The 19823-nt window shown below is 68.5% G+C and carries 14 protein-coding genes; 10 read left to right on the forward strand and 4 right to left on the reverse strand.

The annotated features are described in order from the left end of the window. Positions 1–44: 44 nt before the first annotated feature. A complete protein-coding gene (locus ACFYRX_RS08800) occupies positions 45–1274 on the reverse strand; it encodes a trypsin-like serine peptidase (RefSeq protein WP_389097637.1) in 1230 nt (409 codons plus the stop codon). Between the two features lie 403 nt (positions 1275–1677). Between ACFYRX_RS08800 and ACFYRX_RS08805 the strand changes: the two genes are divergently transcribed. The 4 genes from ACFYRX_RS08805 (at position 1678) to ACFYRX_RS08820 (ending at position 8936) form a co-directional block, all read left to right on the forward strand. Beyond that, positions 1678–3285 carry a diaminobutyrate--2-oxoglutarate transaminase family protein gene (locus ACFYRX_RS08805; protein WP_389097638.1) on the forward strand — a complete coding sequence of 536 codons (1608 nt, stop codon included), beginning with the start codon at positions 1678–1680 and terminating at the stop codon, positions 3283–3285. Positions 3286–3736: 451 nt separating this feature from the next. After that, positions 3737–5719 carry an IucA/IucC family protein gene (locus ACFYRX_RS08810; protein ID WP_389097639.1) on the forward strand — a complete coding sequence of 661 codons (1983 nt, stop codon included), beginning with the start codon at positions 3737–3739 and terminating at the stop codon, positions 5717–5719. Positions 5720–5757: 38 nt separating this feature from the next. Continuing rightward, complete coding sequence (locus ACFYRX_RS08815; protein ID WP_389097640.1) at positions 5758–6612, forward strand: GNAT family N-acetyltransferase; 855 nt, start codon at positions 5758–5760, stop codon at positions 6610–6612. A 305-nt stretch (positions 6613–6917) separates the two neighbouring features. Further along, positions 6918–8936: an ATP-dependent DNA helicase gene (locus tag ACFYRX_RS08820; protein WP_389097641.1), complete on the forward strand. Its 2019-nt coding sequence runs from the start codon at positions 6918–6920 to the stop codon at positions 8934–8936. A gap of 158 nt (positions 8937–9094) precedes the next feature. On the opposite strand, the gene lexA is transcribed toward ACFYRX_RS08820, so the two are convergent. After that, positions 9095–9874 (reverse strand): transcriptional repressor LexA, encoded by a 780-nt coding sequence (gene lexA, locus ACFYRX_RS08825; RefSeq protein ID WP_389097642.1) that lies wholly within the window; start codon positions 9872–9874, stop codon positions 9095–9097. A 561-nt stretch (positions 9875–10435) separates the two neighbouring features. On the opposite strand from lexA, the gene nrdR reads away from it, so the two are divergent. From nrdR to ACFYRX_RS08840, 3 genes are all read left to right on the forward strand, one after another. Further along, complete coding sequence (nrdR, locus tag ACFYRX_RS08830) at positions 10436–11014, forward strand: transcriptional regulator NrdR (RefSeq protein WP_389097643.1); 579 nt, start codon at positions 10436–10438, stop codon at positions 11012–11014. Positions 11015–11173: 159 nt separating this feature from the next. Continuing rightward, a complete protein-coding gene (locus tag ACFYRX_RS08835) occupies positions 11174–14071 on the forward strand; it encodes a vitamin B12-dependent ribonucleotide reductase (RefSeq protein WP_389097644.1) in 2898 nt (965 codons plus the stop codon). A 140-nt stretch (positions 14072–14211) separates the two neighbouring features. Then, entirely contained in the window at positions 14212–14916 is a 705-nt protein-coding gene (locus ACFYRX_RS08840; RefSeq protein WP_389097645.1) for a DUF6215 domain-containing protein, read from the forward strand. Positions 14917–14920: 4 nt separating this feature from the next. Here ACFYRX_RS08840 and ACFYRX_RS08845 read toward each other — a convergent pair whose 3' ends face one another. After that, the gene (locus tag ACFYRX_RS08845; RefSeq protein ID WP_389097646.1) at positions 14921–15445 is read right to left on the reverse strand and encodes a TerD family protein; all 525 of its coding nucleotides are present in this window, start codon (positions 15443–15445) and stop codon (positions 14921–14923) included. Between the two features lie 148 nt (positions 15446–15593). Here ACFYRX_RS08845 and ACFYRX_RS08850 point away from each other — a divergent pair, with 148 nt between their 5' ends. From ACFYRX_RS08850 to ACFYRX_RS08860, 3 genes are all read left to right on the forward strand, one after another. Next, the gene (locus ACFYRX_RS08850) at positions 15594–16199 is read left to right on the forward strand and encodes a YdbC family protein (RefSeq protein WP_389097647.1); all 606 of its coding nucleotides are present in this window, start codon (positions 15594–15596) and stop codon (positions 16197–16199) included. A 119-nt stretch (positions 16200–16318) separates the two neighbouring features. Continuing rightward, complete coding sequence (locus ACFYRX_RS08855) at positions 16319–16978, forward strand: histidine phosphatase family protein (RefSeq protein ID WP_389097648.1); 660 nt, start codon at positions 16319–16321, stop codon at positions 16976–16978. 12 nt (positions 16979–16990) lie between these two features. Further along, positions 16991–17896, forward strand: a complete 906-nt coding sequence (locus ACFYRX_RS08860) for an ADP-ribosylglycohydrolase family protein (protein ID WP_389097649.1) — start codon at positions 16991–16993, stop codon at positions 17894–17896. A 276-nt stretch (positions 17897–18172) separates the two neighbouring features. Here ACFYRX_RS08860 and ACFYRX_RS08865 read toward each other — a convergent pair whose 3' ends face one another. Continuing rightward, positions 18173–19720, reverse strand: coding sequence for an MFS transporter (locus ACFYRX_RS08865; RefSeq protein WP_389097650.1), 1548 nt, complete (start codon positions 19718–19720; stop codon positions 18173–18175). Positions 19721–19823 lie beyond the last annotated feature (103 nt).

Below are 19823 nucleotides of genomic sequence, written 5' to 3' on the forward strand. Positions count from 1 at the left end.
GCCGTCTCGGGAGGCGGTTGAGGCTGCGAACGGGCCGGGAGCGGTTACTGGCCCGCGAACTTCTCACTGACCGAGTCGTACACGCCCTCGGCCACCTCACCCAGCCGTGGTCCGGCCAGCCAGCCAGCGCTCACCGGGCCGATCGAGGTGTTGGACACCAGCGCCCGCTCGCCGTCCGCTCCCGCCGCGACCCAGCCGCCGCCCGACGAACCACCGGTCATGGTGCAGCCGATGCGGTACATCGTCGGACTCGAGGCGTTGATCGACAGCCGTCCCGGCCTGTCCTGGCACTGGTACAGCGTCTCCCCGTCGAACGGCGCCGCCGCCGGATACCCGGAGGCCGTGATGCTCCTCGTCCGCGGCACCGCCGGAGCGCTGAAGTTCACCGGCAGGGCCGAACCGACCGTCTCCTCCAACGACTTGCCGGTGCCACCCTCCTCCGGAGTCACATGGATGACAGCGAAGTCGTACGGGGCACCGTCCCCGCCGGTCGGACCCCCCTGCCCGATCCACTGCTCCGAGGTCTGCGCCCAGTCGGCCCACCAGACACCGTAGGGGGCGAGCTCCTTCGCGGTCGCTCCCGCCAACTGCCCTGCCGACAGGGCCTGGTCGTTGTACGACGGCACGAACGCGATGTTGCGGTACCAGCCACCGCTCCTGCCCGCGTGCACGCAGTGTCCCGCCGTCCAGACCAGGTCGGACTTCCCCGGGTGAGCGGGATCCTCCACGACCGTCGCCGAGCACACCATCGTGCCCTCGGGGGAGTCGAAGAACACCTTGCCTGCTTCGGGAACGTTGTCGTGGTACGTAGGCGATACGGCCTTCGCGTTCACGGGTGCCGGCTCCGGGTCGGTCACACCCTGGTCGCCCGAGAGGTCGTTCTCCCGGACGCCGCGGTCGGGATCCTCGGCCCCCCGCATCCGGTCCGCGTCCCACAGCCCCTCGATGATCGGGTTGATGTAGTCCTGGGCCTCGCGCAGCCAGTCGTCCCTGTCCCAGTCCTTCCAGGCGCCGCCCTTCCACTTGTCGACATCGATCCCGTGCTCCTTGAGCCGGTCCCTGATGTCGTCCGGGATGGTGATCTTGCCGTCACCCTCGGATGCGGCGGAGGCGGAGGCCTGCGCGTCGGCGTCCCCCGCGTTCGACCCACAGGCGGTGGCGGTCAGAGCCAGCACGGAGGCGAGGGCCATGGCGGCCAGCACGGTGGAGGTTCTGCGACGCGCGCCCCTTTCGCCTTCGCCGTGAGCGGTCAACGACAGCGGTTCGGATCGCATGCTCTGCCTCCCCCTGGTGTGGGCGAACCGGGTGCCAGGGCCGGCGACTCCCGCAGGCGTCCCGCGAGTTCGCCTTCCGGCACCGCGCCTTGGAAACGGCATCAACGGCATCCCACACTATGCGCCCACTGTGGGTGACTTCCGACGGAATCGCTACAGTTCCGTCACGCCAAAGATCTTCAGTCCACCCGTAACCCGTTGAACGGCCCGGGGTTGGTAGCGGTGGGGGACTCGCTGCCGACGGACGGTTCGGTCCTCCACGCCCCAATCCCCGGAGATTTCCAGACATTTGGGCATCGACGTGCCGAGATGTCGAGCAAAGCCTCGCGGGGTTCCGTATGTCGGGGCGGGTGAGGCCGTGAAGGAACCGCTTGCCCCTGCACAGCGCGACGACGGGAGAACCATGGCCGTGACCGAGACCGCACCCGGGGAAGCCATGGCGGGACATACCGCTGCCGAGGAACGGTCGCCCACCCGCGCCGCACATGACGGGATCCTGCGGCGGCAGTCGGCCCGCGAGTCGGCTGCGCGCACCTACGCCCGCGCCCTCCCGATCGTGCCCGTACGCGCACGCGGCCTGACCATCGAGGGCGCCGACGGACGCCGATACCTGGACTGCCTCTCGGGCGCGGGCACCCTGACCCTGGGGCACAACCACCCCGTCGTCCTCGAAGCCATCCGCAAGGTCCTCGACTCGGGCGCGCCCCTGCATGTCCTCGACCTCGCCACACCCGTCAAGGACGCCTTCACCACCGAACTGTTCCGCACCCTGCCGCCCGGTCTCGCCGACCACGCGCGCGTGCAGTTCTGCGGGCCCGCCGGTACGGACGCCGTGGAAGCCGCGTTCAAGCTCGTACGGACCGCGACAGGCCGCAGCGGACTGCTCGCCTTCGCCGGCGCCTACCACGGGATGACCTCCGGTGCACTCGAAGCGTCCGGTGACGCCCTCGACGTACGGGTCGCCCGGTTGCCCTATCCGCAGGACTACCGCTGCCCCTTCGGCGTCGGCGGCCCGATCGGCGCCGAACTCGCTGCCCGCTGGACCGAATCCGTCCTCGACGACCCCAAGTCCGGGGTGCCGTTGCCCGCCGGGATGATCCTCGAACCCGTCCAGGGCGAGGGCGGGGTCCTGCCGGCCCCGGACGAATGGATGCGGCGCATGCGGCAGATCACGGCCGACCGCTCGGTCCCGCTGATCGTCGACGAGGTCCAGACGGGCGTCGGCCGCACCGGTGCCTTCTGGGCCGTGGACCACAGCGGTATCACCCCCGACGTGATGGTCCTCTCCAAGGCCATCGGCGGCAGCCTGCCCCTTGCCGTCGTGGTCTATCGCGACGACCTCGACGTCTGGGAACCCGGTGCCCACGCAGGCACCTTCCGCGGCAACCAACTCGCCATGGCCGCCGGCACGGCCACCATGGCCTACGTCCGTGAGAACGCCCTCACCGAACGCGCGGCCACGCTCGGCGAGCGCATGTTGATCCAACTGCGGGCACTGGCCAGGGACTTCCCCGTGATCGGTGACGTGCGGGGACGGGGGCTGATGATCGGCGTGGAGTTCGTGGAGCCGGAGGGGTGGGAGGCCGGCAGAACTGATGGGAACGCCGGGGGTGATGAGTCCGCCAGGAGTACCGGGTCCGGTGGGCAGGGTGAGTTCGGTGACCACGGAGGGGCTGACGGGGCCGGTGCCTCCGAGGGAACTGACGGGACGAGGGGCACGGTTGGGCCGAGTAGGGCCGGTGGCTTGGAAGCCGCGCTGATGATGACGGGAGCTGCTCCCTCGCCTCGCCCTGCATCTCCACGCCTTGCCACCGCTGTCCAGCGGGAGTGCCTCAGGCGGGGCCTGATCGTCGAACTCGGTGGGCGGCACGCGAGCGTCGTGCGTCTGCTCCCACCCTTGACGATCACCGACGAGCAGGCGACCGCAGTCCTGGACCGACTCGCCGACGCGGTGACAGCGGTGGCCCGCAGTCACCGCCCCGATGGTGGCCCCGGTGGCGGGAGGCGATAGCGACGTCCGGGCCGGAGCCGGAGCGACGAGGAGGAACGGAAGGAGTGGTTCCCGGGCGGCGCCGGCCGGCGGTGCCTGCACCAGTGCTCGGACCAGCAGCAGTACCAGTCCCCGTACCAAGAGCAAAGGCGAAAGCCCAGGCTGTTTCCGGAGTTGGCGTGGTGGGAGGAGACGAATGGCCAGCAGCGGCTCCGACCGAAGTCGACTGGCCGGCCGCAATCGCGTGGCACGCACCGGCCCCTCCGAACGCGACCAGTCACACCCCTCACTCACCGAATCCATCCCGAACACCGCTCACCTCCACTCGACGGCTCATTCATCACCAACTCCTCCGACAGGTCGGCCTCCTCGATGACCGCAGAACGAGGGGCATCCTCGACCCACACCCACGAGACGGCCTTTCCGAGGCAGCAGCATCCTCAGGCAGAACCACCCCCGAGGGACACCGAACTTGAACACCACCCCCACCCCCGACGACCGCACCCCCACGCACCCGCACAACTCCTCCGGCACAGTCCCCTCTCCGCAGCGGCGCCCTCGCCCCCACCACACCCCGTCCCAGGGCGGCCCACCTGAACAGGAACGCCTGCGCGGCACCACCGCCGACCTCCTGGACCATCCAGACCCACACACCGTGGCTGAAGCCGCGACCGTGGAGAACCTGCTGCGCTGCTGGGTCCGCGAGGCCGGCCTCTCCGCGCCCGACGGCGGCACCCTGCGCATCCCCCTCCCCGCCAGCTGCACCACCCTTCTTGTTCCCGTCCGCTACTGGTCCCCGGCGGGGTGGCACCGTTTCGGCCTCCCCCGTCTCGCCGAGGCACCGGAGCAGGCCCCTCCGGCCAATGCGGTCACCGTCGCGGCGTTGCTCACCCGCGAGTCGGCTGCGGCACACACCGCTGCCGCAGGCACCGAACTCCCCGCTCGCGTAGCCGACTCGGTCCGCCGCACTGCCACGTTCGTCGGCGAACGCCGCCGGCACCCCGGCGACGGTCCGGATCTCTTCCTCACCGCCGAACAGGCACTCGTCCTCGGCCACCCACTGCACCCGGCGCCGAAGAGTCGCGAAGGCCTCTCCGAAGCCGAAGGGACCTCCTACTCACCCGAGTTGCGCGGCTCCTTCCCCTTGCACTGGCTCTCTGTCGATCCCTCCCTCCTCGCCACGGACTCGGCCTGGACCGAAGGTGGTCGTCCCGTCACCGCCGCTCAACTCACCCGGCGCCTGGCCGGACCTGATCTGCAACTGCTCGACGGCCGCACGGCCCTGCCGATGCACCCCTGGCAGTTCCGTGAGGTCCGGCACCGCCCCGAAACCGCCCCGCTGTTCGATGCCGGGCTGCTCCAGGACTTGGGTGCCCATGGCCCCTGGTGGCATCCGACCTCCTCCGTCCGCACTGTCCATCGCTCCGGCGCCCCTGCCATGCTCAAGCTCTCGTTGGGCCTGCGCATCACCAACTCCCGTCGTGAAAACCTCCGCAAGGAACTCCACCGCGGCGTCGAGGTGCACCGGCTCCTGCGTGCGGGTCTGTCCACGGAGTGGCAGGCGGTCCACCCCGCGTTCGACATCGTCCGCGACCCCGCCTGGATCGCGGTCGACGGGCCTGACGGCAATCCCGCGCCTGGTCTCGACGTGGTGATCCGGCACAACCCGTTCAGTCCGTCGGTTGACGCCTCCTGTATCGCAGGCCTGGTCTCTCCCCGTCCGTCCGCCCGCCCTGGTGTCACCGCAGGTAGCCCGGAGTCGACCCGCCAGGACGTGGAGCGCCTGGACATGGGGCGCCAGGACGTAGACCGTCCGAACCAGGGCCATCCGGTCTGGCGGTCGCGGCTCTCCGAGGTCGTCACCCGCCTCGCCGCCCGGACCGGCCGTCCCCGGGGAGCTGTCGCCGCCGAGTGGTTCCTGCGCTATCTCGAGCAGGTCGTCCGCCCAGTGCTGTGGCTCGACGGGGAGGCGGGCATCGCGCTGGAGGCACACCAGCAGAACACGCTGGTCCTGTTGGACACCGACGGCTGGCCCGTCGGCGGCCGCTATCGCGACAATCAGGGCTACTACTTCCGCGAGTCCCGACGCTCGGATCTTGACGCCCGACTGCCCGGCATCGGCGAGCACAGCGACACCTTCGTGTCCGACGAGGTCACCGACGAGCGCTTCGCCTACTACCTGGCGATCAATAACGTCCTCGGCCTCATCGGAGCCTTCGGCTCCCAGCGTCTGGCCGACGAACGGCTGCTGCTTGCCGCCTTCCGCCGCTTCCTCGACGGCGTGGCCTCCGGGCCCACCCGACTGCGCACCACCCTCCCCGGCCATCTGCTCGACTCACCCGTCCTGCGTTGCAAGGCCAATCTACTGACCCGACTGCACGGTCTCGACGAACTCGTCGGCCCGGTCGACACCCAGTCCGTCTACGTCACCATCGCCAACCCCCTTCACACCTGAGGAACATGACCCACCCCATCTCCTGAGAGGAGCGCCCCGTGCCTTCCCCCGACGAGCGTGCCCACGCCACTTCCGTACCCGTCACCGACGTCGGCATCGGCACGGCTGGCTGTCCGGATACGGAAGAGGACAGCGACGCACGAGGCATCTCTCGTGGCACGGACAACGAGGACACGCTGGAGCTGCGCCTGCCCGAGGCACTCCTCTCACTTGTCGAGACAGAAGGCGTCGGCCGTGGCGTCAACCCTGGCGCCGGCGGTGGCGGGCGTCGGAGCCGGGGTGTCGGCACTGCCCTGGCCGGCTCGCTCGACCCGGCAGACGGTGACCTGCTCGACGACCTCGCCCACTGGGGTCCGGTCACCGTTCCGGCAGGGACGTTCCAACTCGTGCCCGTACGCGTCGAGCGGGATCTCCCACTGATCTGCCGCTGGATGAACGACCCCGCCGTCACGGCGTTCTGGGAGCTGGCCGGGCCACGGAGCGTGACGAAGGACCATTTGCGCTCCCAACTCACCGGAGACGGACGCAGCATTCCCTGCCTCGGAGTGCTGGACGGCACCCCGATGAGCTACTGGGAGGTCTACCGGGCAGACCTCGACCCGCTGGCCCGCCACTATCCGGCCAGACCGCACGACACCGGTATCCACCTGCTCATCGGCGGTGTCACCGACCGTGGGCGCGGTCTCGGCAGCACTCTGGTGAAAGCGGTCGCCGATCTCGTGCTCGACAAGCGACCGGCCTGTGCCCGCGTCGTCGCGGAACCCGACCTTCGCAACATCCCGTCCGTCACCGCCTTTCTGAATGCAGGCTTCCGCTTCTCCGCCGAGATGGACCTGCCCGACAAGCGGGCGGCCCTTATGGTTCGCGACCGGTCCCTGCGCGATCTGCTGTAGCCCTGCGTCATCGTGCAATCACTTTTGGTACACCGCTCGTGCCGAGTCGGTTCCGCATCTCGGTGAGAAGATTTTTGCGACGGCGCCGGATCCTGTGATTCCGCCCGCCAGGCTCTTCGGTCCCTTCCGGCCAACCGTGGGCCGGACCCGCCTCCGCCGGGATCAGATCCGGTCCAAAGCGAACCGAGTCGAGTCGATCCGACGCTCACCCGCTACTCCTCCAAGGAGCTCCAGGTCTTGATCCCGCCCGTCGTCCCCGTCGTGATCACCCCATTGTCAGTGCCGGGCCGTAGGGTGGTCGCGCTATGACGAAGCCCTCACTCCCCGAACTCCTGCATGCTGCCGTCACTGCCGTCGGCGGTGCGGAGCGCCCCGGCCAGGTGACCATGGCCGAATCCGTCGCGGACGCGATCGACGACAGTTCCCACCTGCTGGTGCAGGCCGGCACCGGGACCGGAAAGTCGCTCGGCTATCTCGTGCCCGCGCTCGCGCACGGAGAGCGAGTCGTCGTCGCGACGGCCACCCTTGCTCTTCAGAGACAACTGGTGGAGCGCGACCTGCCGCGCACGGTCGAGGCGCTGCACCCGCTGCTTCGTCGCCGCCCGGAGTTCGCCATGCTCAAGGGCCGGTCGAACTACCTGTGTCTGCACCGACTCAATGAGGGTGTGCCTCAGGACGAGGAGGAGGGCCTCTTCGACCAGTTCGAGGCGGCGGCTCCCAGCAGCAAGCTGGGCCAGGACCTGCTGCGGCTGCGGGACTGGTCGCAGGAGACCGAGACCGGTGACCGCGACGACCTCACTCCGGGCGTCTCCGACCGTGCCTGGGCGCAGATCTCCGTGTCCTCCCGCGAGTGTCTGGGAGCCACGAAGTGCGCCTACGGCGCCGAGTGCTTCGCCGAGATGGCGCGCGAGCGCGCGAAGCTCGCCGAGGTCGTCGTCACCAACCATGCGCTGCTCGCGATCGACGCCATCGAAGGCGCCCCTGTCCTCCCGCAGCATGAGGTACTGATCGTCGACGAGGCGCACGAGCTGGTCTCCCGCGTCACCGGCGTCGCCACCGGTGAGCTCACTGCAGGCCAGGTCAACCGCGCGGTCCGCCGTGCCGCGAAGCTCGTCAACGAAAAGGCTGCCGACCAGCTCCAGACCGCCGCCGAGGGCTTCGAGCGGCTGATGGAGCTCGCCCTGCCGGGTCGCATCGAGGAGGTCCCGGAGGACCTCGGATATGCGCTCATGGCGCTGCGTGACGCTGCTCGCACGGTCATCTCCGCGATCGGCGCGACCCGCGACAAGTCGGTCCAGGACGAGGACGCGGTCCGCAAACAGGCCCTGGCCTCCGTGGAGTCGGTGCACGACGTGGCGGAGCGGATCACGAACGGCTCGGAGTGGGACGTCGTCTGGTACGAACGGCATGACCGTTTCGGAGCCTCCTTGCGTGTGGCTCCCATGTCGGTCTCGGGCCTGCTGCGGGAGAAGCTGTTCGCGGACCGCTCAGTGGTCCTGACCTCGGCGACGCTGAAGCTGGGCGGCGACTTCAACGGCGTGGGCGCGTCCCTGGGGCTGGCTCCGGAAGGCACCGAGGGTGACGACCTGCCGAAGTGGAAGGGCCTCGACGTGGGCTCACCCTTCGACTATCCCAGGCAAGGCATCCTGTACGTCGCCAAGCACTTGTCGCGCCCCGCGCGCGACGGCGACCGCGTGGACATGCTCGACGAGCTGACCGAGCTCATCCAGGCGGCCGGCGGCCGAACCCTGGGCCTGTTCTCGTCCATGAGAGCTGCCCAGTTGGCCGCCGAGGAACTGCGGTCCCGCATCCCCGAGTTCCCGATACTCCTCCAGGGCGAGGAGACCCTCGGTGAGCTGATCAAGAACTTCGCGGCCGATCCGAAGACCTGCCTCTTCGGCACACTGTCCCTCTGGCAGGGCGTCGACGTCCCCGGCCCCAGCTGTCAGCTGGTCGTCATGGACAAGATCCCGTTCCCGCGCCCCGACGACCCTTTGATGAGCGCCCGCCAGAAAGCGGTGGAGGATGCGGGCGGCAACGGCTTCATGGCGGTCGCGGCCACACACGCCGCCCTGCTCATGGCCCAGGGCGCCGGCCGTTTGGTCCGCGCTTCCGGTGACCGCGGTGTCGTCGCCGTACTGGATCAGCGGCTGGCCACAGCGCGGTACGGCAGCTATCTGAAGGCGTCCCTACCGGACTTCTGGTACACCACGGACCGTAACCAGGTGAGGAAGTCGCTGACCGCGATCGACGCCGCGGCGAAGGCTACCGAGGCGGCGGCGCTCGCGGCCGAAGCCGAGAAGGCGCATGCGGAAGCCGAATGATCACGGGTTGGCCCGTCCCGATGCCGGGACGGGCCAACCCACGGTATGCACCCACCCGTTACCGGGTCCATGAGTCAGCGGGTCCGGACAGCACAGGGCCCCGGAACCGGCGCAGGGGTTCCGGGGCCCGGTCCAGTCGGCGAGGCCGGCTGCGACGCTCAGACGCGCCGCAGAACTGCCACCACCTTGCCGAGGATGGTCGCGTCGTCGCCGGGAATCGGCTCGTACGCGGAGTTGTGGGGGAGCAGCCAGACATGGCCGTCCTCGCGCTTGAAGCGCTTGACGGTGGCCTCACCGTCGAGCATCGCGGCCACGATGTCGCCGTTCTCGGCGACGGGCTGGCGGCGGACGGTGACCCAGTCGCCGTCGCAGATCGCAGCTTCGATCATCGAGTCGCCGACGACCTTGAGGACGAACAGCTCACCGTCACCGACGAGCTGGCGGGGGAGAGGGAACACGTCCTCGACCGATTCCTCGGCGAGGATCGGGCCACCGGCGGCGATCCGGCCGACCAGCGGGACGTATGACGCGGCGGGCTTGCCCGCCGTGTCCGTGGGCTGCGCCGAGGTGCCCTGATCGGAGCCGCGTACCTCGTACGCGCGTGGGCGATGCGGGTCGCGGCGCAGGAAGCCCTTGCGCTCCAGTGCCATCAACTGGTGTGCGACGGAGGAGGTGCTGGACAGGCCGACCGCCTGGCCGATCTCCCGCATGGACGGCGGGTAGCCGCGCCGCTGCACTGAGTCCCTGATGACCTCGATCACCCGGCGCTGCCGGTCGGTCAGTCCCGAGCTGTCCGCACGGATGCCTGGAGGCCGCCCCGGCAGGGAGCGCTTTTGTCCCTCGGGATTCGCGGCTTCGTTCATCGCATGCACCGGCTCGAGTCGGCCCTGGGAACGGTCCTGGGCAGTGATGGTGGCACTGTCTGCGGTCGTGGTCACGTCGGCCCCTCTCGATGGTCTCCCTGCTGGACAACGGTAGTTGCTTTCGAAAGGTTGCGCCAAACACACGTTCGAGTGAAAAATCGCGAAGCGCCTTTCGCGATGATGTGTCTGGGTGTATGGCTGACGCGCCGCCTGCCGAGCGAAAGGGCCCACTGCTGTACTCTTCACCGCCGGTGGCGACCTCGCGGGTTGTTGCCTCAGTCTGCCATCCGGTGGCCCGTCAACCGGGTACCGGCTCCCATCTCTGCGGGAATCCCACGTCCCCTCCTTGTGGCGCCCACGGTATCTCCGCATGCGGCGCAGCGATACGGCCGCGCCGCGTGTTCGCCGGGGGCGGGGTGGGTCGTACGGCACAGGCCCATACATGCGCGACACGCGTGTACGGCGTGTATGCCGTGCCAATCCCTACATGTAGTGCTTGGATTGCTGCAGCAGCCCAGAAGTTGTGGTCCCCCGGGTCTCCGTGCCCGCTGCGATCGCCTATGCTGGGGGCTGCTTCGAGGGGCCCATGGGGCTCAGCGAGGCCATTGAGTCTGCTGTGAGGAGGGTTGGGAGTTCATGCACTGCCCCTTCTGCAGGCACCCCGACAGCCGTGTCGTCGACAGTCGTACGACCGACGACGGCACGTCGATCCGCAGGCGCCGCCAGTGTCCGGACTGCTCCCGTCGTTTCACGACTGTGGAGACGTGCTCGCTGATGGTGGTCAAGCGGTCCGGAGTCACCGAGCCTTTCAGTCGTACAAAGGTCATCAACGGTGTGCGCAAGGCATGCCAGGGGCGACCTGTCACCGAGGACGCGCTCGCCCAACTCGGCCAGCGGGTCGAGGAGGCGGTGCGGGCCACCGGGAGCGCCGAACTGACCACCCATGACGTGGGGCTGGCCATACTCGGCCCGTTGCAGGAGCTGGATCTCGTCGCGTATTTGCGATTCGCCTCCGTCTACCGGGCGTTCGACTCGCTCGAGGACTTCGAGGCCGCGATCGTGGAACTGAGGGAAGAGACGGGGCCCCCCGCCGCGGACGACGAGGACCGCGGAGAGGCCACGGACGGCGAAGAGGCCGTCGTGGGTAGCCAGGAAGACGATCGCGGGCCCGGAGGGACCGACCGGGTTCCCGAGCCCGCCCGCGCCGCCGACTGATCGGCGGGCCGGACGGGCGGAGACCCCGGACGGCCGGACGGCGGCGAACGAAGACCTGTTGCGGGCGGCAGCGAGTGGGTGCCCGCAACACCAGACAAAACACCGTGCCCGGGAACATCAGGGCACTTCAGGGCGTTTTAGCCCGTACAGGGAGGCGGCATGACAGAGACGGCGAGCGGTCCGGCACGGAGTTCCCGCGCCAAGGGCACCAGGGCGACCAAGGGACTGCGTATCGAGCGCATCCACACCACCCCCGGCGTGCACCCGTACGACGAGGTGGCCTGGGAGCGCCGTGACGTCGTCATGACCAACTGGCGCGACGGCTCGGTCAACTTCGAGCAGCGCGGCGTCGAGTTCCCCGACTTCTGGTCGGTGAACGCGGTCAACATCGTCACCAGCAAGTACTTCCGGGGTGCCGTCGGCACCCCGCAGCGCGAGACCGGCCTCAGGCAGCTGATCGACCGGATCGTGAAGACGTACCGGAAGGCCGGCGAGGACCACAAGTACTTCACCTCGCCCGCCGACGCGGAGATCTTCGAGCACGAGCTGGCGTACGCCCTCCTGCACCAGATCTTCAGCTTCAACAGCCCCGTGTGGTTCAACGTGGGCACGCCCCAGCCGCAGCAGGTCTCGGCCTGTTTCATCCTGGCCGTCGACGACTCCATGGAGTCGATCCTCGACTGGTACAAGGAAGAGGGCATGATCTTCAAGGGCGGCTCCGGCGCCGGCCTGAACCTCTCCCGCATCCGCTCCTCCAAGGAACTGCTGTCCTCGGGCGGCAACGCCTCCGGCCCGGTCTCCTTCATGCGTGGTGCCGACGCCTCCGCAGGAACGATCAAGTCGGGTGGCGCCACGCGTCGCGCCGCCAAGATGGTCATCCTCGACGTCGACCACCCCGACATCGAGGACTTCATCGAGACCAAGGTGAAGGAGGAGGAGAAGATCCGCGCCCTGCGTGACGCGGGCTTCGACATGGACCTGGGCGGCGACGACATCACGTCCGTCCAGTACCAGAACGCCAACAACTCGGTCCGGGTGAACGACACGTTCATGAAGGCCGTGGAGACGGGCGGCAAGTTCGGTCTGACGTCCCGCATGACCGGCGAGGTCATCGAGGAGGTCGAGGCCAAGGCCCTGTTCCGCAAGATGGCCGAGGCCGCCTGGGCCTGCGCCGACCCGGGCATCCAGTACGACGACACCATCAACCAGTGGCACACCTGCCCGGAGTCCGGCCGCATCAACGGCTCGAACCCGTGCAGTGAGTACATGCACCTGGACAACACCTCGTGCAACCTCGCCTCGCTGAACCTGATGAAGTTCCTCAAGGACGACGGCAAGGGGCACCAGTCCTTCGAGGCCGAGCGCTTCGCGAAGGTCGTCGAGCTCGTCATCACCGCGATGGACATCTCCATCTGCTTCGCGGACTTCCCGACGCAGAAGATCGGTGAGAACACGCGCGCGTTCCGCCAGCTCGGCATCGGCTACGCCAACCTCGGCGCCCTGCTGATGGCGACCGGCCACGCGTACGACTCGGACGGCGGCCGCGCCCTCGCCGGCTCCATCACGTCACTGATGACCGGCACGTCGTACAAGCGTTCCGCCGAACTCGCCGCGGTCGTCGGCGCGTACGACGGCTACGCGCGCAACGCGCAGCCGCACCTGCGCGTCATGAAGCAGCACGCGGACGAGAACACCAAGGCCGTCCGCATGGACGACCTGGACTCGCCGATCTGGGCCGCCGCCACGGAGGCCTGGCAGGACGTGGTCCGCCTCGGAGAGAAGAACGGCTTCCGCAACGCGCAGGCGTCGGTCATCGCCCCGACCGGCACCATCGGACTCGCGATGTCCTGCGACACCACCGGTCTTGAGCCCGACCTGGCACTGGTCAAGTTCAAGAAGCTGGTCGGCGGTGGCTCGATGCAGATCGTCAACGGCACGGTCCCGCAGGCCCTGCGCCGCCTGGGCTACCAGGAGGAGCAGATCGAGGCGATCGTCGCCCACATCGCCGAGAACGGCAATGTGATCGACGCCCCGGGCCTCAAGCACGAGCACTACGAGGTGTTCGACTGCGCCATGGGCGAGCGCTCCATCTCCGCGATGGGCCACGTCCGCATGATGGCCGCCATCCAGCCGTGGATCTCCGGCGCCCTGTCCAAGACGGTCAACCTGCCGGAGACGGCGACCGTCGAGGACGTCGAAGAGGTCTACTTCGAGGCCTGGAAGATGGGCGTCAAGGCGCTCGCCATCTACCGTGACAACTGCAAGGTCGGCCAGCCCCTCTCCGCCAAGACCAAGGAGAAGGAGAAGACCGAGGTCACGGCGAAGGCCGAGGAGACCATCCGTACCGCGGTCGAGAAGGTCGTCGAGTACCGCCCGGTCCGCAAGCGCCTGCCCAAGGGGCGTCCCGGCATCACGACGTCCTTCACGGTCGGCGGCGCCGAGGGTTACATGACGGCCAACTCCTACCCGGACGACGGTCTCGGTGAGGTCTTCCTGAAGATGTCCAAGCAGGGCTCCACCCTCGCGGGCATGATGGACGCCTTCTCCATCGCCGTCTCGGTCGGCCTCCAGTACGGCGTGCCGCTGGAGACGTACGTCTCGAAGTTCACCAACATGCGCTTCGAGCCGGCCGGCATGACGGACGACCCGGACGTGCGGATGGCGCAGTCCATCGTCGACTACATCTTCCGCCGCCTGGCGCTGGACTTCCTGCCCTTCGAGACGCGCTCCGCACTCGGCATCCACTCCGCCGAAGAGCGTCAGCGCCACCTCGAGACCGGCTCCTACGAGCCGACCGAGGAGGAGGTCGACGTCGAGGGTCTGGCTCAGTCGGCGCCGCGCGCCCCTCAGGAGCTGAAGGCCGTCGTCACCCCGAAGGCCGAGGTCGTGGCGGCCGAGCCCGCCCCGAAGCAGGTCCACACCAGCGCTGAGCTGGTGGAGATGCAGCTGGGCATCCAGGCCGACGCCCCGCTGTGCTTCTCGTGCGGTACGAAGATGCAGCGGGCCGGTTCCTGCTATATCTGCGAGGGCTGCGGCTCGACCAGCGGTTGCAGCTGAGCTCAACTAGCCGCGCAGGGCGGTGCAGCCGGACATCCGGCTGCACCGCCCTCGTCCTTTTCCGTTTCTCCACGAGACGATCACAGGCTAGGCTCCCCCAGCGCGTGACCGGCGCGAAGAGCAGTGGGGGAGACAGGGCCATGACCGAGCAGCAGATCGCCGATGCCACAAAGAGCGTGGCGGAACCGAAGCAGGGCCGCAGCGGATGGGGTCAGGTCCTCGCGGCGCTCGTGGTGGTCGGGGGGCTCGCAGCTCTTCTGTTGTCAGGGACCTTTCAGCAGAAGGAGCCCGAACCCGCCGTGTGCGATGCCACGGATGACGCCCGGCCGTCCAAGCCCGTTTCCGGGGTCCAGTTGTGCACGGCGCTGAACCGTGCGGACCTGCCCGCTCTTCTCGGCACGCCGACCGAGTCCGCGATGAACGCCAGCGGCAACGAGAGCACGAGCACCTGGGCCGACGGCACCAAGGACGTCACACCCGAGGCCGAGGTCCAACTGGCCACCTACTCCGTGAAGCTCTCGACGTCGGACGACGACATTCCGGTGGCCGAGATGGCCGCCTTCCTCGGGAGCACCGCGCAGCCCAAGACGATAGGCGGGCACCCGGCGGTCCTCTACTCGGACCGGACCATCGCTCTGAAATTCAGCTTCGGCGGTGACAGCAAGGTCGACACCGGCCCCGGCGGCATCGCCCGCAGCCTGCTGGTCGCCAAGGACACCAAGGACGGCGGCGGCTTCTACGAAATCGCCATATGGCGCCAGGACGACGTCGTGCCCGATGACCTCGCCTTGCTCCGGGTCGCCGAGACGGTGCTGCCGACGGTCCCCGGCTGGACCGCCGGCTGACTCGTCACGCCCGGCCCATGCTCCGGGTGAAGGTCGCAGGGTCGTCCTCGAAGCCGTTGATCCCGGGGTGGAAGTCCCAGGTGCCGTCTTCCTGACGTACGAACTCCCCGATCGTCGCAGCTGTCGCGCCGAGAACGCTGCCGAAGTCGTCCTCGGCCAGCACCGTGTAACCCTCACGGATGCGTAGAGCCGGGTTGGCCACACCGACGAAAGTGCGGTGCGCGGAGCGCTGCTGGATGACGGCACCGACCACCACGCGCGCGTACCGGGCGTCCAGCCGCTCGAGTTCGAGGGTCATCACCTCGTCCCAGCCGAAGCCCTTGCCGTCCTTGCTGTCCCGGTTGAGATAGATCGTGCCGTCGGGGGATCGGCTGTCGAAGTGCACCACATAGGCGGGATCGCCGTACGGATCGCCGGCCACGTAGGTCGCGGCAACGATGTCCAGGTCGGTGTCCGGCTGCCCCGTCGGACTCGGATCCCACTTGAGTGCGACTTCAACCTTGCGGATCCCCTTGTTGATCGCGCTCACCAGACGTCCCCTTCCCCCTGTGTCCACGGGCCGAACTGCCGGTCAGACAAGACCGGTTGTCCATCCTGCCACGCGTGTCCGTCACTTGTGGGTCGGCTCTGCCGCCGAGCGTGACCGCCGCCACGCTCCGTGGCCTTACGATGGCGCGGTGCTGGTCAAGTGGATTCGCTGCACCGTGGTGGACCGCCGCGGCTTCGAGCGGGGGCAGCGAAAGTGGGCGGGGCTTCTGGGGGAGCCGGGGTTTCGGGGACAGGGCGGAGGCTGGAGCCGGGGGCGGCAGGGTGTGGCGCACGTCTTCTCCTTCTGGGAGAGCCGCTCCTTCTACGACTCCTTCATGGCGCGTTCCCACGACCGGCTCGCGGCGGCGCAGTCAGGCACGTTCAAGGACGTCCAGGTCAAGTTGTTCGACTACCGCTTCGACGTGAAGACGGGCTTCGAACCCCGCTTCACCGACACCGACCTGGTGCGATTCGCTCACTGCCGTGTCCATGAGGAGCGTGCGGAGCACTTCGCGTTGATGCAGGAGAAGGTCTGGAACCCAGCGATGGCCGGTTCGCCCGGCATGATCCGCGGACTGTTCGGTGAGGCTCCCGGGCACGAGTTCCTGGTGCTCTCCATGTGGCGGTCGGCCGCAGAGCATGGCAAGTACCGCACCGAACGCGTGGAACGGCTCGCCCTGCGGGCTCAGACGGAAGCCGACGTCGCGGCCCTCACGGGGGACATCCTGGACCTCGAACCGGCTTGGACGGTTTGAATTCCGAACTCGGCGTAAGTGCTTCCAAATGTGGCTAGTGGTCCAGAATCTGTGTGACCTACGCCGTATGGAGCCTGTACGAGTGCTCGATCCGGGCCCACTCGATCTAGGGTTTTGGCATGGCACGACCACGGCGCATCGTCCTTGTCCGGCACGGGGAGTCAACGGGCAATGTTGATGACACCGTGTATGAACGCGAACCCGATCACGCCCTGGCCCTGACGGAGCAGGGCTGGCGGCAGGCCGAGGAGACTGGCAAGCGGCTGCGCGAGGTCTTCGGCCGTGAACAGATCAGCGTGTACGTCTCCCCGTACCGCCGCACGCACGAGACGCTTCGGGCCTTCCACCTGGACTCCGATCTCATACGAGTGCGCGAGGAACCTCGGCTGCGGGAACAGGACTGGGGGAACTGGCAGGACCGCGACGACGTGCGCCTCCAGAAGGCGTACCGGGACGCCTACGGGCACTTCTTCTACCGGTTCGCCCAGGGCGAGTCCGGGGCCGACGTGTACGACCGGGTCGGCGGCTTCCTGGAGAGCCTGTTCCGCAGTTTCGAGGCGCCCGACCATCCGCCGAACGTCCTGATCGTGACGCACGGGCTGGCCATGCGGCTGTTCTGCATGCGCTGGTTCCACTGGACGGTCGCGGAATTCGAGTCGCTGGCGAACCCGGGGAACGCGGAGATGCGGATGCTCGTTCTCGGGGACGACGACAAGTACGCAATGGACCGGCCGTTCCAACGCTGGCGGGATCCGGAGCCGTACGGGATGACCGACTAGAGTGGCAGACCGATGACCGCTGACTCCTCTCCCGACGGGCGCCTGGACCGCGCCCTGGCCAGTCTGCGTGGTCTGGCCGTCGGCGACGCGCTGGGCTCGCAGTTCTTCGTGCCGGTGAACTACCCCCTGCTGAAGGACCGAGAGCTGCCGCCCGGCCGCTGGCAGTGGACGGACGACACCGAGATGGCCTGCTCCGTCGTGGCCGTTCTGGGGGCACACCACCGCATCGACCAGGACGCGCTGGCCCACTCGTTCGCCCATCACCACGACTTCGACCGGGGCTACGGCCCCGCCGTGAACCGTCTGCTGCGGCTGGTCCGGGAGGGCGGCGACTGGCGCGAGCTCGCCGCGGCCCTCTTCAACGGGCAGGGGTCCTGGGGTAACGGCGCCGCGATGCGGATCCCGCCTCTCGGGGCCTACTACGCCGACGATCCGGAGCAGGCGACTCACCAGGCGGAGATCTCGGCGTATCCCACGCACCAGCACCGTGAGGCCGTCGTCGGTGCCATGGCTGTCGCTGCGGCTGCCGCGCTGGCCGCCGGTCCCGAGGGCCCGCCCAGCCCCGGAGCGCTTCTCGACGGCGTCATCGCGCTCGTCCCGAAGAGTGCCGTCGGGGCGGGCCTGCGGCGAGCCCGGGACATGCTGGACTACGGCGATGCCTCCACCGTCGCGGCCGTTCTGGGCTGCGGGCGCCGGACGACGGCCCACGACACCGTGCCTTTCGCACTCTGGTCGGCCGCCCGGTCCCTCGGCGACTATGAAGCGGCGTTCTGGACGACCGCCCAGGTCGGCGGAGACGTGGACACGACCTGCGCCATCGTGGGCGGTGTGATCGCGGCGGGGAAGGCCGGGGCGCCGCCCGCCGAGTGGGTGGAGCGGACCGAGGCCTTTCCCGCATGGCTGCGGGCGACGGAGTAAGGCCCGGCGCCCGCATCGTCGAAACTCTCCGTGCATGCCGGGAACTCTGCGTGACCATCCGCTCGTTGTCGTGGCAGTTGTCCATGCGCCGCATGGGCTGTGGAGCGCTCAGGATCCACACAAGGGGCGGGAGGTGCGGTCATGAGGTTGTGGTCGGGGTTCGTGGTCGCTGTGCTGCTGTCGGTGTTCTCTGTGCGGATGACCGGACCGTCGTTCTTGCGACCGGTCCTGCGGACCCGGCCCGGCCGTTCGCTGCTCATCGTGAGCCCGGCTGGATCAGCCGAGTCCCGGACCGGCCGAGCCGGCGAGCGCCTCCAGATCGCTCTTGCGGACCTTGATCACCAGCCCGGCGCTGACCAGGGCGAGTACAGCCATCGCGGCAGCCGCGACGAAGCCCGTCGAGATGCCCTGAGTGAGCACCTCGTGCCCCCAGGGGGCAGGGAGCTGGTGCGTCTTGGCGAACTCCGCCTTCTGCTCCGCAGAACCGTCCGCCATGAACTTCGGCAGTTGCTTCGCCGCCTCGTCCTTGCTGGCCGATCCGAACACCGTCGTCAGGATGGACAGGCCGAGCGAACCGCCCACCTGCTGGGTGGCGTTGAGCAGTCCGGAGGCGGCGCCCGCCTCGTGCGGGGCGACGCCGGAGACTGCTGTGATCGTCAGAGTCACGAAGTTCAGGCCCATGCCGAAGCCGAAGATCAGCATCGGGCCCAGTACTCCACCGACGTAGGAGCTGTCGGAGCTTATGAGTGCCTGCCAGGCGAGCCCGGTCATCGCGAGCGCGGAACCCGTGAGCATGAACGGCTTGGGGCCGAGCACCGGCAGGAACCGTTGCGACAGACCCGCACCGAGCGCGATCACGACGGTCACGGGCAGGAAGGCGAGGCCGGCCTGGATCGGGGTGTAGTCCAGCACGTTCTGCACGAAGAGCACGATGTAGAAGAACATGCCGAACATCGCTGCAGCGAGGCTCAGCATGATCACGTATGTGCCCGAGCGATTGCGGTCGGCGAACATCCGCAGGGGGGTGATCGGCTCCTTGGCGCGCGACTCGATGAACGCGAAGGCGAGCAGGAGCACCACGGCGATACCGAAGGATCCGATGGTCAGGCTGTCCTGCCAGCCCTCGTCGGCGGCCCGGATGAAGCCGTAGACGAGCAGGGCCATGCCTCCGGTGGAGGTCAGGGCGCCCGCGATGTCGAAGCGGCCGGTGTGTCGCTCGGACTCGCTGATGTACAGCGGCGCCAGTACCGCGATCAGTACACCGATCGGCACGTTGACGAAGAGCACCCATCGCCAGTCGAGCCACTCGGTGAGCATGCCTCCCGCCAGCAGGCCGATGGCACCACCGCCCGCGGAGACGGCGGCGAAGACACCGAAGGCCCGGTTCCGCTCGGGCCCTTCGGGGAACGTGGTGGTGATCAGGGCCAGCGAGGTGGGCGAAGCGATCGCGCCGCCCATGCCCTGGAGGACGCGTGCGGCCAGCAGTTGCCAGGGTTCCTGGGCGAGCCCGCCGAGCAGCGATGCGAAGGTGAAGAGCAGGATGCCGGTCATGAAGACCCGGCGGCGCCCGAGGATGTCACCCGCCCGGCCGCCCAGAAGCAGCAGCCCGCCGAAGGTGAGTGTGTAGGCGCTGACGACCCATGTGAGGTCGGTGGTGCTGAACTCGAGCGCGTCTTGAATGTGCGGCAGCGCGATGTTCACAATCGTCGCGTCGAGGACCACCATGAGTTGGCAGGCCGCGATGACAGCGAGCGCGATGCCGGGATGCCCTTCCCGGCGGGCCGCACCTGGTTTCTGATCATTGCTCAACTGAGAGGTTGTCACGATGGGTCCCCCACAAACGCGTTAGTGAACGGTCGCGTTCACTGCTGTGTCGACGGTAGTGAGTCCCCAGTAGTGAACGCAAGCGTTCACTTAAGTTTTGTCG

It is taken from the genome of Streptomyces sp. NPDC005374 (genome assembly GCF_042872225.1).
In the GTDB taxonomy this organism is placed as follows: Bacteria; Actinomycetota; Actinomycetes; order Streptomycetales; family Streptomycetaceae; genus Streptomyces.

Bases quoted from the DNA above. Each gene is read 5' to 3' on its own strand.
- ACFYRX_RS08855 (WP_389097648.1), top strand. From the start codon at position 16,319: ATGGCACGACCACGGCGCATCGTCCTTGTCCGGCACGGGGAGTCAACG.
- ACFYRX_RS08800 (WP_389097637.1), bottom strand. From the start codon at position 1,274: ATGCGATCCGAACCGCTGTCGTTGACCGCTCACGGCGAAGGCGAAAGG.
- ACFYRX_RS08835 (WP_389097644.1), top strand. From the start codon at position 11,174: ATGACAGAGACGGCGAGCGGTCCGGCACGGAGTTCCCGCGCCAAGGGC.
- ACFYRX_RS08860 (WP_389097649.1), top strand. From the start codon at position 16,991: ATGACCGCTGACTCCTCTCCCGACGGGCGCCTGGACCGCGCCCTGGCC.
- ACFYRX_RS08805 (WP_389097638.1), top strand. From the start codon at position 1,678: ATGGCCGTGACCGAGACCGCACCCGGGGAAGCCATGGCGGGACATACC.
- nrdR (WP_389097643.1), top strand. From the start codon at position 10,436: ATGCACTGCCCCTTCTGCAGGCACCCCGACAGCCGTGTCGTCGACAGT.
- ACFYRX_RS08840 (WP_389097645.1), top strand. From the start codon at position 14,212: ATGACCGAGCAGCAGATCGCCGATGCCACAAAGAGCGTGGCGGAACCG.
- ACFYRX_RS08820 (WP_389097641.1), top strand. From the start codon at position 6,918: ATGACGAAGCCCTCACTCCCCGAACTCCTGCATGCTGCCGTCACTGCC.